Raw genomic sequence first — 22,391 nt, forward strand, 5'->3', positions numbered from 1 at the left:
AGATGTCCAAAAAACGCGTTCATGAAATCGCCAAAGAGTTCGGCGTTGAAAGTAAGCAGGTCATTTCTATCTTGCAACAACATAATATTAATGTTACTAAAGCAGTTAATTCTGTAGATGATTCAGGTTATGAAATTGTAAAAAAACAATTAGGTAAAAAATCTGAAGCTCCTAAAGTAGCACAAAAAAAAGAAAAAAAGGTAGAATTGAAATCTGCTCCAACTGCAGCTCATAAACAAGAAGCTGCATCACATAAACAACAGCATTCAAATCGTTCTAACGAACAGAAAAAAGATAAACACAAACAAGCTGGTCAAAAACAAGACGATCAATCTAAACAAAAGGACCATAAAAAAGGCAATGTCCGTCATGTACAAATCTCTGAGCCTACACGCAAATCCGATGGTAAGCAACATGGTGGAGACCGTGCTAACAATCGCCCTAATAATACCCGCAATAATGATAACCGTAATAACGGTCGTTCTAATGATGTGCGTAACAATGACAGTCGAAACAACGATAATCGTAATAGCGACAACCGCAATAACGATAATCGCAATTCTAATAATGATCGCCGTAACAAGAAAAATAAAAAAGGTGGTAATAACCGCCCCCAATCCTTGTTATCTACATCTATGCAAAAAAAGAAAAATCGCGTAAAACATCGTAACGAGCAGTACCTACAACAAAAAGCAGAAGCTGAACGTAAAGCTGAAGCAGCAATTGCTACAGAAATTGAATTGAGCGGGCCTCTAACTGTTAAAGACTTAGCTGAAAAAATGGGTCGCGAAGTATCTGAAATCATCAAAAAATTGATGCTTTTAGGTGTTATGGCTAGCATTAACCAAGAGGTTGATGTAGATACAGCTACTATCGTGGCTGAAGAGTTCGGTGTAACTGTAACTGAAGTAGAACCTGAAGAAGACCCTACAGATGTTATTGAAATTGAAGATGCACCAGAAACATTAAAACTACGACCTCCTGTAGTAACTATCATGGGTCACGTTGACCATGGTAAAACATCCTTGTTGGACGTAATTCGTCAAACTAATGTAACAGCTGGCGAAGCTGGTGGTATCACTCAACATATTGGTGCGTACCAAGTTCGCTACAAGGATAATAAAATCACATTCCTTGATACACCAGGTCATGAAGCATTTACTGCTATGCGTCTACGCGGTGCGAAATCTACGGATATTGCAGTTCTTGTAGTCGCTGCCGACGACGGTGTAATGCCGCAAACTATCGAGGCTATTAATCATGCGAAGTCTGCAGATGTACCTATTATTGTAGCCATCAACAAAATGGATAAACCAGGTGCTAACCCAGACCATGTTAAACAACAATTGTCTGAACATGGCCTTTTACCAGAAGAATGGGGCGGCGATGTAATTATGGTTCCAGTATCTGCTAAACAAAAACAAGGTATTGATGACTTACTTGAAAATATCTTGCTCGTAGCAGAAGTTATGGAATTGAAAGCGAATCCTAACCGTAAGGCATATGGCGTAGTTATCGAGGCTCAACTTGATAAAGGTCGTGGTGCCGTATGTACTGTCTTGGTACAGAAAGGTTCTCTTCGTGTAGGTGATACAGTACTTGCTGGTACTGCATACGGTAAAGTACGTGCCATGACAAATGAGCGCGGTGAAAAAGTAAAAGTTGCTCGTCCATCTATGCCGGTAGAAATTTTGGGCTTCTCCGAAGTTCCACAAGCCGGTGAAATTATAAATGGTATGGATGACAACGAAGCACGTGCAATTGCTGAAAAACGTATTGCTAAGCAACGGGTTCAAGAATTGCAAGCTACACATAAAGTTACATTAGATGATATTTTCAACCAAATTCAACAAGGCGAGTTGAAGGATCTTAATATTATAATCAAAGCCGATGTTCAAGGTTCTGTAGAAGCATTGCGTCAATCTTTAGAAGGCATCAAAAACCCTGAGGTTCGTATTGTTATTGTTCATGCTGCAGTAGGTGCCATTAATGAATCGGATATCATGTTGGCATCTGCATCTAATGCGATTGTAATGGGCTTTAATGTACGCCCTGATGCTAATGTTCGACGTGCAGCGGAACAAGAAAAGGTTGACTTGCGTACATATCGTGTAATTTATGATGCTATCAATGACGTTGAATCTGCTATGTGCGGTATGTTGGCGCCTCAATTTAAAGAGGTTGTCGTAGGTCGTGCAGAAGTGCGTCAGGTTATTTCCACACCAAAGGCTATTGTAGCTGGCTCTTATGTAACAGAAGGTCGTATTACTAACGACTCTGAAGTTCGTTTAATTCGTGACGGCATCGTTGTATTTGAAGGTAAGGTTGATTCTTTACGTCGATTTAAAGATGAAGTTAAGGAAGTTAAAACATCCTTTGAATGTGGTATCTCCTTAGAAGGATACCGCGACATCAAGGAAGGCGACGTTATTGAAGCTTACTTGATGGAAGAAATTGCACCTCAATTATAGGAGGTTTATATGAGTGATGTTCGTGTCAGAAAATTACAAGAATTTATCAAACAAGAGGTAAGTCAAATGTTGATGCGTGGATTGAAAGATCCTCGCATCGGTTTTACCACAATTACTGATGTTCATGTAACAGGTGATTTGCGTGAAGCTACGATTTATGTTTCCTTGTTTGGTTCCGATAAGGAAAAACAAGATACCCTTATCGCATTAAAGCATGCGGCTGGACATATTCGTACCGAGCTTGGAAAGGTACTTAAATTGCGACATATTCCTTCCATTACTTTTGATAAGGATACGTCCTTGGACTATAGCATGCATATTGAATCCCTTTTGAACGAAATTAAAAAGGACGAAGAAACAAATTAAAACAGAGGATACAGAACATGAGTAAGATTACTATTAATCAATTACATATGGCTCTGTGTGAAGCTAATTCTATTATGCTAACCGTCCATGTTAGACCTGATGGCGATGCTATCGGATCCATGGTTGCCTTTTACGAAGCCCTTGTGGGGCAAGGTAAAACTGTATATATGGTAGTAGATGATGTAGTTCCTGAGAAGTACTCATTCTTACGGTATACGGACCACATCCATGATGTCGCCTATTTTGAAACTAATCAAGTTGATATTGATATGCTAATGGTTTTGGATGCTAGCACGTATGAGCGAATTGGCAAAGTAGGTGCACTCTGGAGTGCACCTATTTTTAATATAGACCACCATATTTCTAATACGGAATTTGCGGATTATCTATATTTAAAGCCTGACTTTGCTGCTACAGGTGAAATTGTTACCGACTTATGTACAAAATGGAATTGGCCTATCACTGAGTCTATGGGTATCGCGTTATATATGGCGATAGCTACGGACTGCGGTTTCTTTAAGTTTAGTAATACTACGGCGAATACCCTTGAGATGGCTGCTAAATGTGTAGCTGCAGGGGCTAGACCAAATGTTATTTCTGAAACCATAGAAGCCGTATCTGCCAGTCGCTTAGAATTAACAAAACAAGTTATGCAAACTATCGAGTTTCATAAAAATAATACAGTGGCCACTATCGAGCTAAATCGTGATGCCATGAATATTCTTGGCGATGATACAGATGGTTTTGTAGACATTATTAGAAATGTTGATACTGTAGATGTGGCAATTTTATTAAAAGCAGAAGCTGATAATAGAACACGTGTAAGTTTACGTTCTAAAGGTATTGATGTGAACGCTGTAGCAAGCCATTTTGGTGGAGGTGGTCACATTCGTGCTGCTGGGTGTACTATTAATTTGCCGTTACAAGAAGCAAAACAGGCTCTCATTGAGGTGATTTAATAATGGATGGCATTTTACCATTTTTAAAACCTCCTGGTATTACGAGCCATGATGCCGTTGCTATTTGTCGTCGTATTCTAAAGGAAAAGCGCATTGGTCATAGCGGTACATTAGATCCTATGGCTTATGGTGTATTGCCTGTGTTTCTTGGCAAGGCTACGCGCCTTATAGAATACACCGAGGATTTTGATAAAACCTATGTAGCAGAATGTAAATTGGGTACTTTTACAGATACTGAAGATAGCTCAGGACAACCTGTATTGCCAGATAATGATATGCTATTGCGAGATGGTATTGTATTGAATCGAGCTATTCAATCTACAGAAATCTCAGCAACTATGGTTAAACCAGGCTTTGAAGAATTGGTTAGTATTTTGAAAAAATTTGCTGGCGTTCAGGACCAAAGACCGTCTAAGTATTCTGCCATTAAAGTAAATGGTATTCGAGCTTATGAATATGCTCGTAAAGGTATTCCTGTGGAGCTACCATTACGCCAAATTCATATTAAAAATATTGAGCTCATTGCTTATGGATTCCCTTTTTTCACGATTCGTGTGACATGCTCAGGGGGGACTTATATTCGCTCATTATTACGCGATATTTGTATTGCTTTAGGTATACCTGGTACGATGACTTCTTTGGCACGTACTCAAGTAGGGCCTTTTGACATCGGTTCCGCTAAGATGGCTGAAGAGATAATGCTACATGGTAAAAGCCTTTTGTTACCAACGGATGCGGCGGTTTCTCATCTTTCAAAAGTGACTGTAAATAGTGTACAATTAAGGATGATGGTGCAAGGGAAGGAATTACCTATTGAAAGGGAATTTTCTTTTACCGAGCCAGATAATTTTTATAGAGCCTATGGACCTCTTGGTTTCATAGGTATTATGAGACGAACAAACCACTCATTAAAGGTGGAAAAAAATATTTTTATTGAAGGATAAGTATGAAGCAAATACATTCGTTTGATGAACTACGCCAAATCAAAGATACAAAAGTATATGCCCTTGGCACCTTTGATGGCATTCATCGAGGTCATCAACGAGTTATACGTAAGGCTGTTGAAGAGGCTACATCAGTCAATGGCGTAAGTATTATCATTACCTTTGAACATCATCCGTTGACTATATTACATCCAGAACGAGTACCTAAACGGGTGATTCAAGAAGAGATTATGGATACTGTGCTAGAAGAGCTCAAAGTTGACTATATTTTACGATTACCTATGACTGAAGCATTATTAAAAATGACTGCAGATGAATTCTTACATGATCTCTGCAATGATATGAATGTGGAAGCTATTGTAATTGGTGAAAACTTTACATTTGGTGCAAAGGGGCTTGGCAATCCAGAATATATGAAAAAAGTGGTAGCGGATAAGAATATACGAGTTCTTGTACAGCCTTTACTGCCATGTGATGGTCGTAGTACACCTATTTCTAGTACAGAAATTAGAAAGGCTATTCATGAGGGACGTTTGGAGGATGCAAATCATTGGCTAGGTAGGCCATTCCAGTTTAAAGGAACTGTGATTAAAGGTGATCAACGGGGACGCACATTAGGATTTCCAACATTAAATCTATTACTTCCTAATGAAATGGCTACACCTCCAGATGGAGTCTATGCTAATCGTGTATGTATTGGTGGTATTTGGTATGATGGGGTAGGCAATATTGGAGATAATCCAACCTTTAGAAATCAGTACCATAGATGTGAAGTACACGTTTTTAACTTTGACCAGGATATATATGGAAAAGAAGTGATTGTACAGTTCATTTCTTATATTAGAGGAGAAGTTAAATTTAATAACTTACAAGACCTTATCGATCAAATGAAGGTAGATGAAGAACAGGCTCTAGCTATTTTAGCTAATGCATAAAAAGGGGGTTCTCATGGATATTAAAGAAGCTCGAAAACAGATAGATAGTATTGATTCTGTATTAGTTACGGAGTTTGAAAAGCGACTCACATTGATTAAAGAAATTGGTAAATATAAGGATGAACATCATTTACCACTTATTGATGAAGAACGGGACGAAAGTATCATTGCTTTACATACTCAAAATTGTAAAGATAAAGTTTTAGCACCTTATGTTGAAAATTATATAAAAACCGTCGTTTCTATGAGTAATGAGTTCTTAAAAGAACACATGCATAAGCATATTTTTCTCATTGGTATGCCTGGCGCAGGTAAGACTACTGTTGGTAAGGTTCTAGCTAAAGAGTTGGGGCGAGATTTTTTTGACTTAGACCAAACGATTCAAGACAAAGTGGGTAAATCTGTTCAAAATATCTATATTTACGATGGTAAAGATGCTTTCAGTGAATATGAATATGCTACAATTAAAGAATTAATTCATAATAAACCATCTGTCATTGCTACAGGTGGCGGTACGGTTACCTATAATAAAACTGTTAAATTGATGCGCAATAATGGTCTTGTTGTATTTGTTAACCGCGATGTAAATCATATTTTAGATGATTTGGATCTAGAGATTCGTCCGCTTGTAAAAGAAAGTATCGAATATATTTTTAATGTATATGAAGAACGATATCCTTTATATGAAAAAGTAGCACATATTAAAATTGGTAACGAAGGCAGTATTACCGATGCAGTGCAAGAAATTATTGAAGCCTTGCCGAATACGGAGAAATAATGGACGCCATACGAGGATTTGTATACCGAACTATATATGAGAATACACAACGTACATATTGCGTGTTTATCCTAAAAGATTATAATGAGGAATACATTACTTGTACTGGCAAATTTGAGTCTCCTAAAGAAGGGGAAGACATCGAAGTACGGGGCCGCTATGTAGAACATGAAAAGTACGGCCGCCAATTTGATGCGAGCAGTGTTGAAAAGTTAAAACCTGATAATATGGGTGCTGCCAAGACTTATTTGTTGAATCTAGGAATAAAAGGTTTTGGTGAAAAATCCGTAGAGAAGGTACTAGAGTATTTCGGTATTCGTATTTTAGAAATTTTACGGGAAGAACGTCCAGAAGAGATTAAGGATGTTCCAGGTCTCCGAAAGAGTGTTAAGGATGAATTATTTAATACCTTACTTGGTGAAGGTATTTTATCCGATTTAAATCATTTTTTTGAAAGTCATCACATTTCATCGAAATGGAGTCGCATTGTATATACCTATTATGGTGTGCAGTCAGTTGCAGTTATAGAGGATAATCCTTATACATTATTACGTGTAGCACCGGATATGCTCTTTGGTACGGCCGATACACTAGCAGAGCATCTTGGTATTAATGGTAGTGATACACGCCGTTTAGAGGCTGGTTTAGAATGGATTCTACGTAGTTTAGATAATCAAGGTCATACATGTTTACCAGTAGACCAACTTATCGGTCGACTTGACGATTTATTACAAACTGATGTAGATGATATTGCGAACTTTATTGAAAGTTTGCTGGAACAAGGTGCACTGTATAGTACGTATTATGAAGACATCTTATATATCTATCCGCCAGAGATGTATGTTTCTGAAGTGGAAGGGGTCCACTATACTCGTGAGTTTCTATTACAAGCTGATTCAATAGCATTAGATATTTCTAGTTTTATTGAAAAGTTTGAACGAGACAACTATATTACCTTTGGTGATGCTCAAAAAGAAGCTATACAGCTCTCATTTTTTGAAAAGTTTTCTCTTATAACTGGTGGTCCTGGTACAGGTAAAACAACTATCATCAAGGCGCTAGTAAAAGGTTTCCAACTCGGTGGATTGGGGCGCATTATACTTTGTGCTCCTACGGGACGTGCTGCAAAGCGTCTGACCGAGGCCACTGAGTTTGAAGCTACTACAATTCATCGTCTATTGGTACCTGTTCAAGGTAGTGACTCCTATGACTTTACAAAGAATGAAGATGATCCTCTAGATATAGATGTCATTATCATCGATGAAGCATCTATGCTTAATGTGCGTTTATTCTATTCTTTGATGGCTGCTATTCCAAAGGAAGCCCATGTCATTATTGTGGGTGACGTAGATCAATTACCACCTATAGGTGCTGGGTTCGTATTAAAAGATTTATTAGATAGTGATTGTGTGCCCTATACACGACTTAATCAGATTTATCGTCAAAGCTCTGGTAATACTATCGTTGAAAGTGCTTACTCAATTAACCGTGGTGAAATGCCTAACCTGAAAGGTGTGAGCGAAGAGTTTTCTTTTATTCCTGTTAAATCTTATGATATGATGATGAAAGCCATCATTGATGTATATAAACGTGAACAAGAGACGATAGAGGATGAATTAGATATTCAAATTATTTCTCCTATGCGCCGTGGTGAAGCAGGTAGTACATTGATATCACAATATGTACAACAAGCTGTAAACCCTCCAGACAGCTATAAGGGAGAAGTTCGTGTCAATGGCATTACGTATCGCGTTGGGGATAAGGTTATTCAAATTCTCAATGATTATGAGTTAGAAGTGTTTAATGGCGAAATTGGCGTTATCTATGCTATTACGCGGACCGATATTTGTATTCGATTTATCCATAAAGAGGTTCGTCTACCTATCGATGAAGCACATATGATTATGCCTGCTTATGCTATTACAGTTCATAAGAGTCAAGGTAGTGAGTACGGTGTAGTTATTATTCCATTTGTTCCACGTTATGGTGGCATGTTACAACGTAATTTGTTGTATACTGCTGTTACACGGGCAAAGCGTAAAGTAATCATCGTTGGTACTACGAGCGCAGTTGAACGTGCTGTGCGTACTGTTAATGCCGATGAACGTTACACATTGTTTAAAGAACGACTACAAGGGAGATGTGATTCGTAATGAGTCTTTGGGATTTCCTATTTCCACCTGTATGCCCTCACTGTGGTGCACCTGTGGCAATACAAGGGGATTGGTGTAAAGCTTGTTTTACAGATTTATTACATATTCGTCATATACCACATAAATTTTTACACTATGTAGATGATGTATGTGTGTTGGCCGAATATCGTGGTGGTCTAAAGTCTATGATTTACGATGTAAAATTTAATGAAAAAAAGGAGCAGTCCAAAGGGGCCGCTCCTTTTTTAGTATCGTACAACTTTTACATGAAATATAATGAGTCTAACATTGTGAACAGTAATTGTAAAATTATGTATGATTATATTGTTCCCGTACCATCTAGCGAAAAGAAAAAAGCTAAGAGAGGATATAATCAAGTAGATTTATTCTTTCTTGAATGGGCTCATTCTTTATGGGAGATAGATAGAAAAAACTTTAAATGGTTAGATTGTATATACAAGTTTGATACTTCTCGAGATATGTGGGGATTAACAAATAAAGAAAGACATCAAAATATTGATGATGCTTTTGTTATACGCGCCGATTACAAGGATATTGATTTGACAAATAAGAATATTTTAATCGTAGATGATATATATACTACAGGTGCTACAATTGAAGCCGTAGCAAAAGTCTTGCAAAAGCATAACGCTTTACGCGTTGATGCCCTTACGCTAGCTAGTGGTAGTTTCTAATCTTTACTATTAAATGTAGGAATATAATATTTGATTTTATAGTAGCATTATAAAATGTATTCATATCAAATTATGGCGATAATGTTTCTAAAAGAAATAGTTAACTTAGTATATAAAAAAGCGTTCACCTGAAGGTGAACGCTTAATTAATATATTAGCCAAGTACATCAATAAATGCTTTAACAACATCTGGATCAAAGAGAGAACCGGACGCACTAAAAAGTTCTTCTTTTGCTTTAGCTTTTGTTTTAGCCCAAAATTCAGTAGAAGGATTAACTGTTGTATCATAGTAATCTGCTACAGCAATAATTCGAGCTCCTAACGGAATATTGGCACCACGTAAATGTTTGGGATAACCAGAACCATCCCATTTTTCATGATGATAACGAATATAAGGTAAAATTTGTTGGCAGCAAGGATAGTTTTCAATCATATTGGCACCACTTGCAGCATGTTGTTTATACTTAGACATTTCTTGCTTATTAAGATATGGAGATTTTTGGATTAATGCATTAGGAACCATTAATAGACCCACGTCATGAAGTAAAGCTGCGTGACGAATCTGTTCAATTTCATTTAATGGTAAACCCATTTTAGCTGCGATGCTAACAGCATAGTTTGAAACCTGAATAGAATGTGTATAGAGATGATAGCTTTTCATTTGTATCATCTGTAAAAGTTGTGCGCTTATGGCTTCTAAACTGTCTTTCTCCAGTTCATACAAACCTGATGGTTGCATCAATGATAACATAAACATAATAAACCCCTCTAACTAACAAACTGAACATATGGTACAACCCCTCGTACTTATGTTCATATCGTACAACTTTAGGCCGTTCTAATTTAACAGTATACAAATTATACACCATAAATAATTTTTTGTGTATGATACGTATGTTCTTACAAATATGTTGTATTCATATTTGGCATACAAAAACTAATTGACAATTTAAGAATCCACTAGATATGGTACTTAAAAAATGTGATTTTAGAAATATTAAAATATTATGAAGAATATTTTAGGTTTTCTATTCCAATTTTCTATACATCAACAAATAGGGGTTGCAAAATTTATTCTCATTGTTCTAAGAATTATGCGATAGTATGTTTGGTAAAAAAATATGTTTGGCTACTTAACTATATAATCAAAATTTTTTAAAATAATAGTAAAACTAGACATGAATACTGTTATTCTTTATAATACGTCTATACGGGTCTGTGGTTGAAAGTCGAGGCTAGTCGCAGGCAAAACGATCCACATAAGCAGCCCAAAGGGTTGTGAGCATGGTGCGGCTTAGGTGTAAGTCCTGCCGATAAAATCGAGAGAGGTAGTAGTGGGGAGTCTTGGACTTATGAGCGAACCTTCCAGCAGGCGAGTGTGGGGGCAAAGACCAGGTCAGCCGTATAGGGGCACATGAGGCTTTTCTCATGTGCTTTTTTTATACAGTTGTATATTATAAAATCTATAGAAAACCACTAACTATGGGAAAGTTTTTATACATAACTGTAATATTTATACAAATAATGTATAAACTTAAAATATAAATATAGCGATTTTGCGATTGTATCTAAAATTATATACAAAATTATTGACATAATTATACTTAATCTATATACTATTATAAAGTAGTAGTAAGTTAAATAATGAGGTTGATAATATGTTAAATAGCAAAGTAAAAAAAATAATTCTTGGCGGTTGTATGTTAGTGATGGCTGCTTCTTTAGTTGGTGGATGTGGTTCCTCTAATCAACCTACATCTAATAAACTTGTCGTTGGCACTAATGCTACATTTGTTCCATTTGAGTTTAAAGATGAAAAAACTCAAGATTATACAGGTTTTGATATTGAATTGATTCGTGCGATTGGTAAACGTATTAATAAAGATGTAGAGCTAAAAAATGTAGCTTTTGATGCTTTGATTCCAGCTTTGAACACACATGATATTGATGTTGCTGCATCTGGTATGACTATTACAAAAGCGAGAAGTGAAAAAGTATTATTTTCTTCTCCTTATTATGAAAATGCCTTAGCAGTAGTATATAAAGATGGAACGGCTGTGAATTCTCTTGATGACTTAAAGGGTAAAAAAATTGCAGCCCAATTAGGTACTACTGGTGCAGATTTAGCTCATAAAATTGAAGGTACTACTGTAAAAGAATTTGACCATAGTAATGAAGCTTTGTTAGAATTACAAAATGGTGGAGTAGATGCAACTGTAATCGATTTACCTGTAGCTCAATATTACAGTACTAAGCATCCTGACCAACATATTAAATTTATGGCATATCCAAATACTAAAGAATACTTGGGCTTAGCAATTAATAAGGATAACAAAGCATTGCAAGAAGAAATCAATAAAGCAATTGCTGATATGAAGGCTGATGGTGAATTTAATACATTATATAAAAAATGGTTTAATGTAGATGCACCTGCTGATATGCCAGTAGTTTTAGAATTTAAATAATAGGAGAGATTATGAGTTTTAATTGGGGGTTAATTGCGGATAATTTACCGCTCTTGCTACAAGGTGCTCTAGTGACTGTAGAAATTACAGCCATGTCTGTAGGTTGTGGCTTTTTTATCGGTCTTTTAGTATCTTTAGCAAATTTATCTAAATTTAGATTAGTTAGATTGCTTGCAAAATGTTATGTAGATATCATTCGTGGTACACCATTACTGGTGCAAATTTTCCTAATTTATTTTGCCTTGCCTATGATTACAGGTCAACGGATTGATCCATATATTGCGGCTGTTACCGCATGTAGTATTAACTCTGGTGCTTATGTATCTGAAATTTTCCGTGCTGGTATTCAATCTATTGATAAAGGTCAGATGGAGGCCGGTCGTTCTCTTGGTTTAACTTGGGGACAAACCATGCGTTACATCATTATGCCTCAAGCTTTTAAAGCAATTATTCCTCCGTTAGGGAACGAATTTATTGCCATGTTGAAAGATTCCTCTTTAGTTTCTGTTATCGGTTTCGAGGAGTTGACACGTCGTGGTCAATTAATCATTGCTAAAACCTATGCATCCTTTGAAATCTGGGGTACGGTTGCTGTGATTTACCTTATTATGACAGTGACTATCTCACAATTAGTTGGATATCTTGAAAGGAAATATAGCATTAAATGATTAAATTAGAAAATGTACATAAATCTTTTGGTAAAAATGAAGTACTAAAAGGTATTAATTTACATATTGAACAAGGTCAAGTTGTTGTAATCATCGGTCCTTCTGGTTCTGGTAAAAGTACGGTACTGCGCACTATGAACTACTTGGAGGAACCTACATCTGGTAAGGTTATCGTAGATGGCATGGATCTTTCTGATAAGAAAAAGTTAAATGACGTTCGTGCTGAAGTAGGAATGGTTTTCCAAAACTTTAATTTGTTCCCACATATGACGGTTATGGAAAACCTTACCTTAGCACAAACTAAGGTTCGTAAAACATCTATGGAAGAGGCTAAGAAGATAGGTCAAGCTTTACTTGATCGAGTAGGTTTGGCGGATAAAGCCAACGCATACCCTGATTCTTTGTCAGGCGGTCAAAAGCAGCGTGTTGCTATTGCTCGCGCTTTAGCTATGAAACCAAAAGTAATGCTTTTTGATGAACCTACTTCAGCTCTTGATCCTGAAATGGTTAGTGAAGTGCTAGATGTTATGAAGTCTTTAGCTGAGGAAGGTATGACGATGGTCATCGTTACTCATGAAATGGGCTTTGCGAAAAAGGTAGCGGATAGAGTGTTATTTGTTGATGGTGGCTTGATTTTAGAAGATAATACACCTGAACGCGTATTTGATGCACCTACCAATGAAAGAACAAAATCATTCTTAGATAAAATTTTGTTAGATTAAATAATATAATTATAGGAAGCAAATTCTAGAATTAGAAATTGCTTCCTGTTTTTTTACATTAAATTTAACCTATCTATTTATATTATATATGTATAGCTTAATATCTATTAATATATTTGATAACCTTTAGAGTGAATTTATTAATTATAAAGAGTTTGTATAAAGATTTACAGGGTAGATTAATCTGAAAAACACGATTATTGCTATAAATATTTGTGATATAACAATAATTTATACAGTCATTTTTAAAAATAATAATTTTTAATTCACATATTTTTATGATTATAAAAATATACAATTAATTTATAGAGCTTATATAATTATTTATGACATGTATAGATATAGGGATTTTTGAGATTTACAGCAAATGATATTCTTATTTCTAGTGTTTGTATATTCATTAAAAATGTAAATATTGTTGTTTGATATTTTATACATGCTGTGTTATGATACAAATATAGAGCAAGACAGTAAGACAATATATATATTTTTAGGAGGATGTTACCATGTTAGGTAAAGTAAAATGGTTCAGCGCAGAAAAAGGTTATGGTTTTATTGAACGTGAAGACGGTAGCGATGTATTTGTACACTATTCTGCAATCCAAGACGAAGGCTTCAAATCTTTGACTGAAGGTCAAAATGTAGAATTTGAGATTGTTGATGGAAACCGTGGACCTCAAGCCGCTAACGTTGTTAAAGCGTAATTACATACCAAAAAAATTATAAAAACAACATATAATTGAACCCCGATAGTATATACTATCGGGGTTTTTTGATTTTCTATATAAATTTAATTCATAATTCTACAAAAAATATAAAATTTTTACATAAAAAAGAAGGAGTTTTATAGTTGGATGTAGAAATACTAAATATAACACGAGGGATAAGGTTATATAATACCACACACTCGCATCTCGTGGATGATTTTTAGAAAGGGTGTTGACTTATGAAAGTAGCAATTAGAGGAAAAAACATTGAAGTGACAGATGCCTTAAGAGCATATATCGAAAAAAGATTGAGTAAATTGACTCGTTACTTCGATGATGAGTTAAATGCACAAGCGGTTTTATCCGTTGTAAAAGATAAATCTACAATTGAACTTACATGTTTTGTTGATAAAATCGTTCTTCGTGGTGTGGAAACTAACGATGATATGTACGCAGCTATTGATTTAGTAGTAGATAAAATTGTTCGTCAAATCCATAAATATAAAACTCGTTTAGCTAAACGTTTCAAAAAACAAGAAGCTTTCCATCCTGAAGCTTTGGCAGCTCCTGTGGAAGAAGAAACTATTGAAGTTGTAAAACGCAAACACTTTGTTGTGCGCCCTATGGATGTTGAGGAAGCGATTTTACAAATGAATCTTATTGGTCACGATTTCTTTATGTTCTTTAATGCTGAAACTGAAGCGATGAACGTTGTTTATCGTAGACATGATGGTTTCTATGGTTTGATCGAGCCAGAACTTCAATAATATATAATGTCGGCTGAACTTAATCCTAACTCCTTTCTACTTTAAATCAGCCGATTATTATATTAAGGTGGATGACTTAAAATAGTCATCCACCTTTTTTGCAAAAATAATACTATAAATAATCTTGAAATGCCTTGAATTCTTTGACTATTCAAGGCTTTTTCGTTATAATAAGTTAGATAAAATAATGTAAGATGTCCCGTAGAGGAGTGATTTGTTTGTTAAGCTTTTTACAAAGGCTATTAGGCAATAATAACGCAAAAGAAATTAAAAAAATGCGTGCTATTGCAGATCATATTAATGAAATTGAACCTAATTATATTAAATTAAGTGATGCTAACTTAGTGGCAAAAACTGATGAGTTTAAACGTCGTTTGCAAAAAGGGGAAACGTTAGACGACTTATTGCCAGAAGCATTTGCTGTAGTTCGTGAAGCATCTAAACGTGTTTTAGGTATGCGTCATTTCGATGTACAGTTAATGGGGGGCATTTGCCTACATAATGGTAATATCGCTGAGATGCGTACTGGTGAAGGTAAAACATTAGTAGCTACATTGCCTGTATATTTGAATGCATTGACCGGTAAGGGTGTACACGTTGTAACAGTAAATGATTATTTGGCTACTCGTGATAGCGAGCAAATGGGACGTTTATATAATTTCTTAGGACTTTCCACGGGCCTTATTGTGGCTAATCTTGACTTTAATCAACGTAAAGAAGCCTATGCGTGTGATATTACATATGGTACAAATAATGAGTTTGGTTTTGACTATTTACGGGATAACATGGTAACCGATGTTGTTCAAATGGTACAACGACCATTGAATTATGCCATTGTGGATGAAGTAGACTCCATTCTTATTGATGAAGCAAGAACACCATTAATTATCTCAGGCCCTGGTCAACGTTCCACTGATAATTATTATAAATTGGCTAAAATTGTTCCTCACCTTATAAAAGATGAAGACTATGTTATCGATGAAAAACAAAAAACTATTGCCCCTACAGATTCTGGTATCGCAAAGGTTGAAAAAATGCTTGGCGTTGAAAACCTATATGATGCAGAAAATATCGAGTTGAATCATTTGCTTGGTGCTTCTTTGCGTGCTTATGCTATGATGCATCGTGATACTGATTATGTGGTTAAAGATGGTGAAGTTGTTATCGTCGATGAGTTTACGGGGCGTTTGATGTTTGGACGCCGTTATTCTGATGGTTTGCATCAGGCTATTGAGGCTAAAGAAGGTTTGAAAGTTGAACGCGAAAGCCAAACTTTAGCATCTGTCACATTCCAGAACTATTTCCGTATGTATGATAAATTAGCAGGTATGACAGGTACTGCTAAAACAGAAGAAAAAGAATTTATCGATATTTATGGATTAGAGGTTATACCAATTCCACCGAATAAGCCTTTAATCCGGATGGATTTGCCAGATCAGATTTTTAAAACTAAAGCTGCTAAATATCGTGCCGTAGTACGTAATGCAGTAGAACGGCATCAAATAGGGCAACCTATTTTGATTGGTACTACATCTATTACACAGTCTGAAGAACTTTCAGATATGTTGTTGCGTGCAGGTGTACCTCATAAAGTATTGAATGCTAAACATCATGAACAAGAAGCAGAAATCGTTGCAGCTGCTGGCCAAATGGGAATGGTAACAATCGCTACTAATATGGCTGGCCGTGGTACTGATATTACTCTTGGAGAAGGTGTGCCAGAACTAGGTGGGTTAGCCATTTTGGGGACAGAACGCCATGAAAGCCGACGTATTGATAATCAATTACGCGGACGTGCTGGTCGTCAAGGGGATCCTGGTTCTTCTCAATTCTTCTTATCATTAGAAGATGACTTAATGCGTATCTTTGGTGCTGACAATATTACAGGTATCATGGATAAACTTGGTATGGAAGAGGATGAACCTATCGAGCATTCTTTGATTACTAAATCTATTGAACGTGCTCAAAAGAAAGTAGAGGATCATAACTATAATATTCGTAAATATGTACTTGAGTATGATGATGTTATGAATCAACAACGTGAAGTATTATACGAACAACGACGCCGTATTTTACGTAACGAATCCTTGCGTGAAACAATTAATGAAATGATTGACAAGCTTGTTACCGAATCTGTAGATGCTTATGCTGATGAAAAGCTCTATCCAGAAGAATGGGATTATGAAGGTCTCTATAAACATTTAAGTCAATATTTCTTAACAGAAGAGATTATGTCTTCTCAAGATATGGAAGAATATAGTCGTCAAGACTTATTAGAACGCTTATTAGAAATTGCTCATGAAGAGTATCAAGATCGCGTTGATATGCTTGGAGAGGCTATGTTTAGTCAACTTGAAAAGGCGATTATGTTGCGCGTTGTTGATAATAAATGGATGGAACATTTGGATAATATGGATATGTTACGAGAAGGTATTGGCCTTCGTGCATATGGTCAAAAGAATCCGTTGGTAGAATATAAGTTTGAAGCTTTTGATATGTTCCAAAACATGATTGCAGCTATTCAAGATGAGACAATCATGGCATTATACAAAATTCGTGCACAATTGATTCAAGAAATCGAAGAACCAGTTGATCACTTAGAAGGTGCACAATCCCATCATGAAGATGTGTTGGAGCCACAAAACATAGATTAAGATTTGTGAATGGCACGTTGCTCAAAGGGATTTCCACTGGGCAACGGCCATTTTTCTATTTTGTTAAGGTAATAGTTTATTGATGTAATAGACTAATTAACTAAAGGTGGTGAACATAAATTGTTAGAAGATCTAAAACCGATTATTTCTAATTTAGAAGAACGTATTTATGGGATGAGGGATTCACTTTAACATCGCTCAAAAGGAAGACCGAATATTTACACTTGATGTACAGATGAGTGATCCTACATTTTGGGATAATCCAGATAAAGCTCGTGAGATTTCTCAAGAGGCCACACAATTAAAAAATGCTGTAGAAAGCTATAAGCAACTTGTTAGTGATATTGAAGATGCTAATGTGATGCTTGAAATGGCTATAGATGAAGATGATCTCTCCATGGAGAGTGAAATCAAGGAATATGTTAAGCAAATAGAAGAAACCTTGGAAAAGCAAGAAGTACTTTTATTGTTAAGTGGTGAATATGATGCAAATAATGCTATTTTAACATTTCATGCCGGTGCTGGTGGGACTGAGGCACAAGATTGGTGTTCTATGTTAATTCGCATGTACTTGCGCTGGGCTGAAAAATCTGGCTTTTCCATCGAGTTAATGGATGAACAACCTGGTGATGAAGCAGGAATAAAATCTGCTACATTCCTTGTTAAAGGTGAAAATGCCTTTGGTTACTTGAAGTCTGAGAAAGGTGTACATCGTCTCGTTCGTATTTCACCATTTGATGCTGCGGCTCGACGTCACACATCATTTGCTGCTGTCGATGTAATGCCTGAAATCGATGATACTGTGGAAATTAATATCGATATGAAAGACGTTCAAGTTGATACATATCGTGCTAGTGGCGCTGGTGGTCAGCATATTAATAAAACCGATTCTGCTGTTCGCATGACACATAAGCCGACAGGTATTGTAGTACAATGCCAAACACAACGTTCTCAAATGCAGAATAGAGAACAAGCTTTACGTTTGTTACGGGCGAAACTATTTGAGTTAGAGCTCGAAAAGCAAGCTGAACTTAAAGAACAGATTGGAGGTACCTACCAAGCAATTGAGTGGGGAAGTCAAATTCGTTCCTATGTATTCCATCCATATAATCTTGTTAAGGATCATCGTACTAGTGTAGAAACTGGTAATGTTCAAGCTGTTATGGATGGCAACTTAGACCCATTTATCGAAGGTTTCTTAAAAAAAGAGGCTAACTTAACAATTTAGGAGATACTATGAAAAAGTTTTTACTATTCCTATTAGTGCTAATTATTGCTCTTGTAGTGGCATCCCAATTTTTATTACCATCTTTTATTGGCTCTCGTATTGAAAGTCAATTAAATGAAACATTGAAACCAACGGCTCAAACAGTAAATGTTGAGGCTCAACCTGCTTTCAAAATTTTATATGGTGAGGTGGATCGTGTTTATGGCACTTTGGAGAATATTAAACTGGGTAAATTGAATTTTGCTAGCTTCCGATATGATGCTAAACAAATTCTTGTTAATCCAATTTCTTTATTAGCTAGTCAACAAATTGATATCGTTAGTGTTGGGACTGCTAGTATTGATGGGACTATTAATAAAGCTGATTTAGCGACTTTCTTAAGTAATGAAGCAGGTAGTGATATTCAAGACGTACAAGTTGACATTAGTAAAGATAATATCAGCCTAACCGGTAAAATGAATGTAGGCATGGTGTTTAAAGGAGATGTTAAATTAGATGGGAATTTAGAATTAAAGGGCAATACATTATTGTTTTCACCTAAAAAGTTCACCATAAATGGTGCTACAATTCCTGGTATGACATCTAATGTGTTAGAAAGTACTCAAATTTATGACTTCAACAATTTTCCAATTCCTGTAAAAGCGGAAAGTTTGACTGTTGATAATGGTGAAATTCTCATTAAAGTTAAACCTGTACTCAACTAGAAAGGATTTGTCGTGAATCATCGGAACACACAAAAAAGTAAGTACTCATGGATTCTTATACTTTGTATTATTATAGGTCTTTTATCTTCCTTATACTTAGTATTTGAACGCCATCAGATTGAGAAATCTCAAAATCATATTGAAAATATTGTAGACTATGATGCAGTTTTACGAGCCAGCGCCTTTGAAAAGCGTAGTCAACAAGAAGCTTTTGATGCATTACGTAATGCTGGTGTGACTGCTTTTGCTATTTATGATCGCACGTTAGAAAAAGCAAAAGATGCGGGCCAAGTTAAAGTATTAAGCTCTGAAGAGATGGACTCTGTTCGTGTTAATGGCGCTGCGATTAAACCTGGGGCGACTTATGTGGCATTAATTTCAGGTAAAGAAGGTTATTATAAAGAAATTCGAGAGGATTTATACCACCGTATTGGCAAGGACAAGGTGAAAGAGCTTAATACAAGTATTGGTCCTGTTCTTGAATTGTATGGTGCAACAGCAGATAGCTATGCAAAGATGAATCTTGGTATTTCAAAGTTGCAAGCACAAGAGGTTGCAGATCGTGGTTTCAATGTTATCGTTCGTCCAACAAACTATAGAAACGTAACATCTGAAGATATTCAATATGTATTTAAACGACTTGAAGGCATTCCTCATGTAACAGGGATGATTTTTGCTGGTAAAGAAGCTCTAGGTGCACCTAATTTAACGGATGAAACATTAGCATTACTAAATAAAAATCATATTCCACTAGTTGGTATCGAAGCTGTAAATCAGTTGCAGTATGAGCCACAACAAGGTTTCTTGGAAATGGCGGCCAAAAATAATTATAGTGTAGGTCGTGTGTATACTATCGCTAAAGAGGAGTTAAAGAAAATTACCCCTGAAGAAGCGGCACAACGCTTTTACATTAGTGATATAGAACGAAATATTCGTTTTAACTTGTTTCCGATGTATGAAACAGGTATAAATAATGAAACTGTTTTACAGACTACAATCAACTATATTAATATAGCTACAGAGAAATTGGCTGTAAAAGGTTATGAATTTGGTCCAGCGGATATTTATCCTGCTTATACACCAAATCCATTATTAGTAGTTATTACAATGATCGGGGCTATCGCACTTTTTGTATATGTTCTACAAATGATGTTACCAATGTCTAAGCATACGCAACTTGTGGCCTTTTTTGGCATTTCTTTGGCATCCATTGTTGTATTTATTCTTACAAGTGGTACCTTAATTACTCAAATATGGGCTCTATCTAGTGCTATTATGGCTCCTGTAGGTGCTATGATACGCTTGATGGAAGAGTGGCGCCGTTATGATGGTGCACGTCCATTAGGTGCCATTAAGTCTACTATTCTTGCCTTATTATACCTTGTAATTGCTGCATTATTTGCTGCTATTGGCGGTATGTATATCGCATCTTTATTGGGCAATACGAAATTCTTTATGGAGTTTGCTCTCTTTAGAGGTGTTAAGTTGACCTTTGTTCTGCCAATTATTTTAGTTATTATTGCGTACCTTCAACGATTCCCATTGTGGAACGGCCGCATGATTAATTCCAAAGAAGAAGCGAAAACATTTGTAGTGGAATTCTTAACTATGGATGTTAAATTATATGTATTCTTTATAATAGCAGCACTTGGTGGCGCAGTATGGGTATTTGTTGGCCGTAGTGGACACACTGCAGGTGTTCCTGTACCAGGCTTTGAACTTATGCTACGTCGTTTTCTTGAAAATGCAATGTATGCGAGACCGCGTGAAAAAGAGTTCATTATTGGTCATCCTGCTTTAATGCTAGCTACCTTTGCGTTCATGCGTAAGTGGCCTACAGTAATTCATTTCTTATTAACTCTAGCTGGTGTTATTGGCATTGCTTCAATGGTTGAAACCTTCTGTCATCTTAGAACGCCAGTGTTCATGTCCATCATGCGTGGTTATGATGGTTTGTTAATTGGCGCCCTTTTTGGAGTGCTTCTTATCATCGCAGTACGGTTTATGATGTACGTAACACAATGGTTCCAAGCTAGGGAGGTTGACCATGAGTAATATTGTTATCTCTGGTTATTATGGCTTTGGTAATGCTGGTGATGAGGCCATGCTTTGTGCTATTATCGATGCTATTCGTAAAGAAGAGGCTGACGCACATATTACTGTAATTTCTGGTAATCCTAAAGAGACTAGTAAAAAGCATAATATTAATGCTGTAGGTACATTCTCTGCATTGGGTATCTTAAAAGCAATTGCTCATTCGGATCTTGTTATTAGTGGTGGTGGTAGTTTATTACAAGATGCTACTAGTATTCGCAATACTTACTATTACTTAAGTATTATGGCGCTAGCAAAGTTGCTTGGGAAAAAAGTAATGCTATACTCCCAAGGTATTGGTCCTTTAATTCGTTCATCAACACGTCGTGCCGTTGGATTTGTATTGCGTTTTGTAGATACTATTACAGTTAGAGATTCTATTTCAAAGGATGAACTAGTTTCTTTGGGAATTGAAGATGTAGAAGTTACTGCAGATGCGGTATTGGCCATGCAACCAGCAGATCTTTCAATTGGCTCTCATATTCTGAAAGGGTATATATCTAAAATATCTGAAGCAGATGAACAACGTAAACGAATTGGTGTGGCGGTTCGTAGTTGGAAAGAGGATACAGAGTATAGAGAATCCTTAGCTAATGTATTGAGCAGATTACAAGAACAAGATAATGTGGAAATTATCTTTATTCCTATGTCACATCCTGAGGATACAAAAGAGGCTAAGATCATTGCCAGCTATATGCCGAATGGCGCTATTGTGCTAGAAGGTCCGTTCTCTACAGAGCAACAAGTGTCATTATCTGGAAATGTGGACCTCATGATTGGTATACGTCTTCACGCTTTAGTTTTTAGTTCTTTAATGGGAAAACCAGTTATTGGTATTTCCTATGATCCTAAAATTACAAGCTTTTTACATATGATTGGTCAAGAGCCTATTGGCACAATGACTCATTTGCGTGAAGAAGCCTTATATCAATGGTGTCATAAATTGTTGAATTCTCGTGAGGAGTATCAAGCATCTTATGATCGCATTGAATCATTGCGTGTAGATTCCCAACGCAATGCAGAAATTGCTATTTCATTACTTAAAGATTATTAATATATTGGATTTTATCCAGAAAGTGAG

General features: G+C 36.2%; 19 protein-coding genes. 18 read left to right on the plus strand and 1 reads right to left on the minus strand.

What is annotated here, in order from left to right; genetic code table 11:
* Window positions 1–2 precede the first annotated feature (2 nt).
* From infB to E7K77_RS00905, 8 genes are read left to right on the plus strand one after another with little or no spacing between them, the layout of a single operon-like run.
* Window positions 3–2,471 carry a translation initiation factor IF-2 gene (infB, locus tag E7K77_RS00870; RefSeq protein WP_325305872.1) on the plus strand — a complete coding sequence of 823 codons (2,469 nt, stop codon included), beginning with the start codon at window positions 3–5 and terminating at the stop codon, window positions 2,469–2,471.
* A 9-nt stretch (window positions 2,472–2,480) separates the two neighbouring features.
* Window positions 2,481–2,837, plus strand: coding sequence for a 30S ribosome-binding factor RbfA (rbfA, locus tag E7K77_RS00875; RefSeq protein ID WP_012864260.1), 357 nt, complete (start codon window positions 2,481–2,483; stop codon window positions 2,835–2,837).
* Between the two features lie 17 nt (window positions 2,838–2,854).
* On the plus strand, window positions 2,855–3,796 hold the full coding sequence (locus E7K77_RS00880) for a DHH family phosphoesterase (RefSeq protein ID WP_012864261.1): 942 nt from the start codon (window positions 2,855–2,857) through the stop codon (window positions 3,794–3,796).
* Between the two features lie 2 nt (window positions 3,797–3,798).
* Window positions 3,799–4,740: a tRNA pseudouridine synthase B gene (locus E7K77_RS00885; protein ID WP_325305876.1), complete on the plus strand. Its 942-nt coding sequence runs from the start codon at window positions 3,799–3,801 to the stop codon at window positions 4,738–4,740.
* Window positions 4,741–4,742: 2 nt separating this feature from the next.
* The gene (locus tag E7K77_RS00890) at window positions 4,743–5,675 is read left to right on the plus strand and encodes a bifunctional riboflavin kinase/FAD synthetase (RefSeq protein ID WP_021148068.1); all 933 of its coding nucleotides are present in this window, start codon (window positions 4,743–4,745) and stop codon (window positions 5,673–5,675) included.
* Between the two features lie 13 nt (window positions 5,676–5,688).
* A complete protein-coding gene (locus E7K77_RS00895; protein ID WP_012864264.1) occupies window positions 5,689–6,453 on the plus strand; it encodes a shikimate kinase in 765 nt (254 codons plus the stop codon).
* Window positions 6,453–8,606 carry an SF1B family DNA helicase RecD2 gene (gene recD2, locus E7K77_RS00900; RefSeq protein WP_325305877.1) on the plus strand — a complete coding sequence of 718 codons (2,154 nt, stop codon included), beginning with the start codon at window positions 6,453–6,455 and terminating at the stop codon, window positions 8,604–8,606. Before E7K77_RS00895 ends, recD2 begins: the two co-directional genes overlap by 1 nt.
* Window positions 8,606–9,301 (plus strand): ComF family protein, encoded by a 696-nt coding sequence (locus E7K77_RS00905; RefSeq protein WP_325305879.1) that lies wholly within the window; start codon window positions 8,606–8,608, stop codon window positions 9,299–9,301. Before recD2 ends, E7K77_RS00905 begins: the two co-directional genes overlap by 1 nt.
* 154 nt (window positions 9,302–9,455) lie before the next feature.
* Here the strand turns inward: E7K77_RS00905 and E7K77_RS00910 are convergent, their stop codons facing one another.
* Window positions 9,456–10,058 (minus strand): HD-GYP domain-containing protein, encoded by a 603-nt coding sequence (locus E7K77_RS00910; RefSeq protein ID WP_004693025.1) that lies wholly within the window; start codon window positions 10,056–10,058, stop codon window positions 9,456–9,458.
* Between the two features lie 901 nt (window positions 10,059–10,959).
* Between E7K77_RS00910 and E7K77_RS00915 the strand changes: the two genes are divergently transcribed.
* From E7K77_RS00915 to csaB, 10 genes are all read left to right on the plus strand, one after another.
* Window positions 10,960–11,766 (plus strand): basic amino acid ABC transporter substrate-binding protein, encoded by an 807-nt coding sequence (locus E7K77_RS00915; RefSeq protein WP_024061785.1) that lies wholly within the window; start codon window positions 10,960–10,962, stop codon window positions 11,764–11,766.
* A gap of 11 nt (window positions 11,767–11,777) precedes the next feature.
* Window positions 11,778–12,434 carry an amino acid ABC transporter permease gene (locus E7K77_RS00920; RefSeq protein ID WP_004693053.1) on the plus strand — a complete coding sequence of 219 codons (657 nt, stop codon included), beginning with the start codon at window positions 11,778–11,780 and terminating at the stop codon, window positions 12,432–12,434.
* Window positions 12,431–13,156: an amino acid ABC transporter ATP-binding protein gene (locus E7K77_RS00925; protein WP_012864269.1), complete on the plus strand. Its 726-nt coding sequence runs from the start codon at window positions 12,431–12,433 to the stop codon at window positions 13,154–13,156. Before E7K77_RS00920 ends, E7K77_RS00925 begins: the two co-directional genes overlap by 4 nt.
* A 506-nt stretch (window positions 13,157–13,662) precedes the next feature.
* Window positions 13,663–13,860, plus strand: a complete 198-nt coding sequence (locus E7K77_RS00930; RefSeq protein ID WP_004693056.1) for a cold shock domain-containing protein — start codon at window positions 13,663–13,665, stop codon at window positions 13,858–13,860.
* Window positions 13,861–14,102: 242 nt separating this feature from the next.
* A complete protein-coding gene (hpf, locus tag E7K77_RS00935) occupies window positions 14,103–14,630 on the plus strand; it encodes a ribosome hibernation-promoting factor, HPF/YfiA family (RefSeq protein WP_101928219.1) in 528 nt (175 codons plus the stop codon).
* 218 nt (window positions 14,631–14,848) lie between these two features.
* Complete coding sequence (gene secA, locus E7K77_RS00940; protein WP_012864271.1) at window positions 14,849–17,284, plus strand: preprotein translocase subunit SecA; 2,436 nt, start codon at window positions 14,849–14,851, stop codon at window positions 17,282–17,284.
* Between the two features lie 120 nt (window positions 17,285–17,404).
* A protein-coding gene (gene prfB / locus E7K77_RS00945) for a peptide chain release factor 2 (protein ID WP_012864272.1) occupies window positions 17,405–18,512 on the plus strand; the annotation gives its coding sequence in 2 pieces (ribosomal slippage) (window positions 17,405–17,461 and window positions 17,463–18,512; 1,107 coding nt in all).
* 8 nt (window positions 18,513–18,520) lie between these two features.
* Window positions 18,521–19,216: an LmeA family phospholipid-binding protein gene (locus E7K77_RS00950; protein ID WP_012864273.1), complete on the plus strand. Its 696-nt coding sequence runs from the start codon at window positions 18,521–18,523 to the stop codon at window positions 19,214–19,216.
* Window positions 19,217–19,228: 12 nt separating this feature from the next.
* On the plus strand, window positions 19,229–21,271 hold the full coding sequence (locus E7K77_RS00955) for a DUF5693 family protein (RefSeq protein WP_278471463.1): 2,043 nt from the start codon (window positions 19,229–19,231) through the stop codon (window positions 21,269–21,271).
* Window positions 21,264–22,364: a polysaccharide pyruvyl transferase CsaB gene (csaB, locus tag E7K77_RS00960; protein WP_325305886.1), complete on the plus strand. Its 1,101-nt coding sequence runs from the start codon at window positions 21,264–21,266 to the stop codon at window positions 22,362–22,364. The genes E7K77_RS00955 and csaB overlap by 8 nt, the downstream gene beginning before the upstream one ends.
* The last annotated feature ends 27 nt before the right edge of the window (window positions 22,365–22,391 follow it).

It is taken from the genome of Veillonella parvula (genome assembly GCF_032577575.1).
Classification (GTDB): domain Bacteria; phylum Bacillota; class Negativicutes; order Veillonellales; family Veillonellaceae; genus Veillonella.

What these genes read in the sequence shown, in the direction of transcription:
- E7K77_RS00905 (WP_325305879.1), top strand. Translation starts at nt 8,606, where the DNA reads ATGAGTCTTTGGGATTTCCTATTTCCACCTGTATGCCCTCACTGTGGT.
- E7K77_RS00915 (WP_024061785.1), top strand. Translation starts at nt 10,960, where the DNA reads ATGTTAAATAGCAAAGTAAAAAAAATAATTCTTGGCGGTTGTATGTTA.
- csaB (WP_325305886.1), top strand. Translation starts at nt 21,264, where the DNA reads ATGAGTAATATTGTTATCTCTGGTTATTATGGCTTTGGTAATGCTGGT.
- E7K77_RS00890 (WP_021148068.1), top strand. Translation starts at nt 4,743, where the DNA reads ATGAAGCAAATACATTCGTTTGATGAACTACGCCAAATCAAAGATACA.
- infB (WP_325305872.1), top strand. Translation starts at nt 3, where the DNA reads ATGTCCAAAAAACGCGTTCATGAAATCGCCAAAGAGTTCGGCGTTGAA.
- E7K77_RS00925 (WP_012864269.1), top strand. Translation starts at nt 12,431, where the DNA reads ATGATTAAATTAGAAAATGTACATAAATCTTTTGGTAAAAATGAAGTA.
- E7K77_RS00950 (WP_012864273.1), top strand. Translation starts at nt 18,521, where the DNA reads ATGAAAAAGTTTTTACTATTCCTATTAGTGCTAATTATTGCTCTTGTA.
- hpf (WP_101928219.1), top strand. Translation starts at nt 14,103, where the DNA reads ATGAAAGTAGCAATTAGAGGAAAAAACATTGAAGTGACAGATGCCTTA.
- E7K77_RS00885 (WP_325305876.1), top strand. Translation starts at nt 3,799, where the DNA reads ATGGATGGCATTTTACCATTTTTAAAACCTCCTGGTATTACGAGCCAT.
- E7K77_RS00895 (WP_012864264.1), top strand. Translation starts at nt 5,689, where the DNA reads ATGGATATTAAAGAAGCTCGAAAACAGATAGATAGTATTGATTCTGTA.
- E7K77_RS00880 (WP_012864261.1), top strand. Translation starts at nt 2,855, where the DNA reads ATGAGTAAGATTACTATTAATCAATTACATATGGCTCTGTGTGAAGCT.
- E7K77_RS00910 (WP_004693025.1), bottom strand. Translation starts at nt 10,058, where the DNA reads ATGTTTATGTTATCATTGATGCAACCATCAGGTTTGTATGAACTGGAG.
- rbfA (WP_012864260.1), top strand. Translation starts at nt 2,481, where the DNA reads ATGAGTGATGTTCGTGTCAGAAAATTACAAGAATTTATCAAACAAGAG.
- recD2 (WP_325305877.1), top strand. Translation starts at nt 6,453, where the DNA reads ATGGACGCCATACGAGGATTTGTATACCGAACTATATATGAGAATACA.
- E7K77_RS00920 (WP_004693053.1), top strand. Translation starts at nt 11,778, where the DNA reads ATGAGTTTTAATTGGGGGTTAATTGCGGATAATTTACCGCTCTTGCTA.
- E7K77_RS00930 (WP_004693056.1), top strand. Translation starts at nt 13,663, where the DNA reads ATGTTAGGTAAAGTAAAATGGTTCAGCGCAGAAAAAGGTTATGGTTTT.